The 4,362-nt window shown below is 67.9% G+C and carries 4 protein-coding genes; 3 read left to right on the forward strand and 1 reads right to left on the reverse strand.

Going from position 1 to position 4,362, the window contains the following annotated elements; all coding sequences use genetic code 11:
* Window positions 1–56: 56 nt before the first annotated feature.
* Window positions 57–797 carry a PAQR family membrane homeostasis protein TrhA gene (gene trhA / locus H5T77_RS25500; protein WP_292653412.1) on the reverse strand — a complete coding sequence of 247 codons (741 nt, stop codon included), beginning with the start codon at window positions 795–797 and terminating at the stop codon, window positions 57–59.
* 113 nt (window positions 798–910) lie between these two features.
* On the opposite strand from trhA, the gene H5T77_RS25505 reads away from it, so the two are divergent.
* The 3 genes from H5T77_RS25505 to H5T77_RS25515 all read left to right on the forward strand — a co-directional run bounded on the left by H5T77_RS25505 (window position 911) and on the right by H5T77_RS25515 (window position 4,291).
* Window positions 911–1,687: an isoprenyl transferase gene (locus H5T77_RS25505; RefSeq protein WP_292653413.1), complete on the forward strand. Its 777-nt coding sequence runs from the start codon at window positions 911–913 to the stop codon at window positions 1,685–1,687.
* Between the two features lie 299 nt (window positions 1,688–1,986).
* The gene (locus H5T77_RS25510) at window positions 1,987–3,381 is read left to right on the forward strand and encodes a PhoH family protein (RefSeq protein WP_472850374.1); all 1,395 of its coding nucleotides are present in this window, start codon (window positions 1,987–1,989) and stop codon (window positions 3,379–3,381) included.
* A gap of 196 nt (window positions 3,382–3,577) precedes the next feature.
* The gene (locus tag H5T77_RS25515; protein ID WP_292653414.1) at window positions 3,578–4,291 is read left to right on the forward strand and encodes an aggregation-promoting factor C-terminal-like domain-containing protein; all 714 of its coding nucleotides are present in this window, start codon (window positions 3,578–3,580) and stop codon (window positions 4,289–4,291) included.
* Window positions 4,292–4,362: the final 71 nt, after the last annotated feature.

The following is a 4,362-nucleotide window of genomic DNA, read 5'->3' on the forward strand; positions in this document are numbered from 1 at the left end:
GGGGCGCGCGGCGGGTGGCCGCGCGCCCCTTTCGTCGTCCCGGATCGGGCTGTTCTTCAGCGCAGCGCGTACGTGGCGAGCGAGACACCCGTGTAGTGAGCGACGAACGCCAGGATCGTGAAGGTGTGGAAGACCTCGTGGAAGCCGAACCAGCGCGGCCACGGGTTGGGACGCTTGAAGCCATAGATGACGCCACCGGCGGTGTAGAGCGCGCCACCGACACAGATCAGCGTGAAGGTGGCGATGCCGATGCCGACCCCGAGCGCCACGGCGCCGGTGAAGAATGCCGGGATGAAGAAGACCGCCGCCCAGCCGAGGGCGATGTAGTTGGGGACGTAGAGCCAGCGCGGGGCGTCGTTCCAGAAGACCCGGAAGAGCACACCGAGGATCGCGCCGGTCCAGACCACCGAGAGCAGCACGACCTGCGTGACACCGTCGAGGAGCAGCAACGAGAACGGCGTGTAGGAGCCGGCGATCATCAGCATGATGTTCGCGTGGTCCCAGCGCTTCATGATCGTGAACCACCGCTCGTTCCACCGCCCGAGGGCGTTGACCCGGTGGTAGACCGCGGAGACGGTGAAGAGCAGCAGGGCGGCCATGGTGAACACCGCAGCACCGACCCGGGGCGCCCCTGCGGGCGCCAGCACGATCAGGACGATTCCGGCCGCCAGCGTGAGTGGCGCGGTCGCCAGATGGATCCAGCCGCGCATCTTCGGAAGGGCCTCGTGGACGGTCGAGGAGACCGAGTCGGTGATGTTTCCGACCGTCAGGCGCATCGCGTCAGTCATCTCGCTCATGAGGATCAACACTATCGGTAGACCCTGAAGACGAGGTGAATCCCGTACCGCTGGTCGGGGGTGATTCCCGTCCCGCTGGGGGATGTGCGTGCCCCGCCGATACCCTTCTGCTCGTGGCAGACTGGAAGGAAGGCGTACGTCGGGTTCTCTACCCGGCCTACGAGGCGCGGATGCTGCGCAAGATCGACAGCTCCAAGCTGCCCAAGCACGTCGGTGTGATGCTCGACGGCAACCGCCGCTGGGCCAAGGAGGTCGGCCGGTCGACCGCCCACGGCCACCGTGCCGGCGCGGCCAACATCGAGCCGCTGCTGAGCTGGTGCGACGAGATCGGCATCGAGGTCGTCACCCTGTGGCTGCTCTCCACCGACAACCTCAACCGCCCCGCTGAGGAGCTGGCCCCTCTCCTGGAGATCATCGCCGACGCCGTCGACTCGCTGGCCGACGTACGCCGCTGGCGGCTGCATCCGGTCGGCGCGCTCGACCTGTTGCCCGACTGGCTGTCCCACCGTCTCAAGGCCGCCGAGGAGGCGACCCGTGACGTCGACGGGATGCTGGTCAACGTCGCTGTCGGCTACGGCGGCCGGCGCGAGATCGCCGATGCCGTACGCGCCCTGCTCAACGAGCACGCGACCCGCGGCACCTCGCTGGAGGAGCTCGCCCAGATCATCGACGTCGAGCACATCGCCGACCATCTCTACACCAAGGGCCAGCCGGACCCCGACCTGGTGATCCGCACCTCGGGGGAGCAGCGCCTGGGCGGGTTCCTTCTCTGGCAGAGCGCCAAGTCGGAGTTCTACTTCTGCGAGGCCTACTGGCCCGACTTCCGGCGTACGGACTTCCTGCGGGCCCTACGGGCCTACGCGCACCGCGAGCGCCGCCTCGGAAGGTGACCGCTGGTCGGCACAATGCTGGGCGTCACCAGGTGTTCACGAAGAAAAATGGCTCGTGTTGCCACGGACCGTTGGTCCGGCGTCGTAGCGTTATCCCAACGGCGGGGAACAAATTCCCGTCGCACCTGGAGGCCCGTTACGTGAGTAGTCACGAACCGAACCTGCGTCAGGATCGCATCGATCCCGACGGGTGTGAGGCGGTCGGCACCCCGACTGACGGTCCACCGTCCGGTCCATCTGATTAACGATGAAATGACCGGACTCAAGGGTGTGTGAGCCGGTCGCGAGAGGTGATCCGCGTGGCCAACCGAACCACGAACGAGCTCGTCACCGAGGCCGACACGTCGGCCGCTCCGACACCGGCGTCGGAGTCCTCCACCGCTGAGAGCGAGTCGCCTACCGTGCGAACGTACGTTCTCGACACGAGCGTCCTGCTCTCGGATCCGAAGGCCATGACGCGCTTCGCCGAGCACCAGGTAGTGCTCCCGGTGGTGGTGATCACCGAGCTCGAGGGGAAGCGTCACCATCCGGAGCTGGGCTACTTCGCCCGCTCCGCGCTCCGGCAGCTCGACGAGCTGCGGATCACCCACGGTCGCCTGGACACGGCGGTCCCGGTCGGGGAGGAGGGCGGCACCATCCGTGTCGAGCTCAACCACACCGACCCGTCCTCGCTGCCGAGCGGCTTCCGGCTCGGTGACAACGACACCCGCATCCTCGCGGTCGCGCGCAACCTGAAGGGCGACGGCCTCGACGTGACCCTGGTGTCCAAGGACCTGCCGATGCGGATCAAGGCGTCCGCGGTCGGGCTCGAGGCCGAGGACTACCGCGGTGAGCGGATCAACGACTCCGACCCAGGCTACTCCGGGATGGCCGAGCTGGACGTCGCCTCCGCGGATCTCGACGAGCTCTACGACGAGGGTGTCCTCGACCTCGACGCGGCCCGCGACCTGCCCTGCCACACCGGTCTGGTGCTGATGTCGGACCGCGGCACCGCGCTCGGCCGGGTCGGCCCGGACAAGCAGATCCATCTCGTCCGCGGTGACCGGGAGGCCTTCGGGATCCACGGCCGCTCCGCGGAGCAGCGGATCGCCCTGGAGATGCTGCTCGACCCGGAGGTGGGCATCGTCTCCCTCGGCGGGCGGGCCGGCACCGGAAAGTCCGCGCTGGCTCTCTGCGCCGGCCTCGAGGCGGTCATGGAGCGCAACCAGCACAAGAAGGTGGTCATCTTCCGGCCCCTCTTCGCCGTCGGTGGCCAGGAGCTCGGCTACCTGCCCGGCACCGAGGGCGAGAAGATGTCGCCGTGGGGCCAGGCGGTCTTCGACACCCTCTCCGCGGTGACCACGCAGGAGGTGATCGACGAGATCATCGACCGGGGCATGCTCGAGGTGCTGCCGCTGACCCACATCCGCGGCCGGTCGTTGCACGACTCCTTCGTCATCGTCGACGAGGCGCAGTCGCTGGAGCGCAACGTGCTCCTCACGGTGCTCTCCCGGATCGGGGCCAACTCGAAGGTCGTGCTGACCCACGACGTCGCCCAGCGCGACAACCTCCGGGTCGGACGCCACGACGGCGTGGTCGCGGTGATCGAGAAGCTGAAGGGCCATCCGCTCTTCTCGCATGTCACCCTGACCCGCTCCGAGCGCTCGCCGATCGCGGCGCTCGTCACCGAGATGCTGGAGAACGTGGTCCCGTGACGTCGTAATCCTTCTCACCCCAACGGCTCCAGACCTGTGAGGTCTGGGGCCGTTGTTATTCATGTGACTGATGGTGCGGATGTGATGCTCAGGACGGTCATTTCTGACCCACAAACGGTGCGTCCGGTTTGATACGAGGTGGGCGCTCATGCATTGTTTGCGGGTCTGCAATGCCTCAGCCCCCGAATGAGAGCCCGTGACCAAGCCAGTTCATCGTGCCCCGCGACATCGCGGTGCGCCAGCGAATCCGCTTGTCGACGTTCCGCACAAGGCTGCGCGTACGACCGCCAAGACAACCCTTCTCCTCTCCGTCCTCGCCCTCGGCGGGACCGGTGCCGCAGTCGCGGGTGGGGTGGCCTACTCCGGGCCAGCCACCGACGACCCGACCCTGAGCGCCGGCGAGGCGGCCGCCGCCGACCTCCCCGAGCTCACCGACGCCCAGCGCGCCGCGATCGAGGCCGAGTCCGCCGCCCGCGGCAGCGAGACCTCGTCCCTGTCGCGTTCGGCCGGTGACCGCCGTGAGGTCGCCGACCCCGGCAAGCAGGCCGCGCTGTCGGCCGGCAACGACGTACGGGCCATCGCCGGCGTCGAAGAGATCGAGATCGATCTGCGCAACCCCAGGGACATCGCCAAGTCGATGCTCAGCGACTTCGGCTGGGGGATGGACCAGTTCTCCTGCCTGGAGCCGCTGTGGGAGAAGGAGTCCGGCTGGAACCACACCGCCGACAACCCCTCCTCCAGCGCCTACGGCATCCCGCAGGCCCTCCCGGGCTCCAAGATGGCCAGCGCCGGCGCCGACTGGGCGACCAACCCAGCCACCCAGATCAAGTGGGGCCTCGGCTACATCAACGACCGCTACGGTTCCCCCTGCGGCGCCTGGGGCCACTCCCAGTCCGTCGGCTGGTACTGAGCCACGCCGAGTCGGTAGTTCTGGCGAGTCGAATCTTCAGTTGTGGGCGACGAAACTCTAGTTTCGTCGCC

The organism is Nocardioides sp. (assembly GCF_014360585.1).
GTDB lineage: Bacteria > Actinomycetota > Actinomycetes > Propionibacteriales > Nocardioidaceae > Nocardioides.

What these genes read in the sequence shown, in the direction of transcription:
- trhA (WP_292653412.1), bottom strand. Translation starts at nt 797, where the DNA reads ATGAGCGAGATGACTGACGCGATGCGCCTGACGGTCGGAAACATCACC.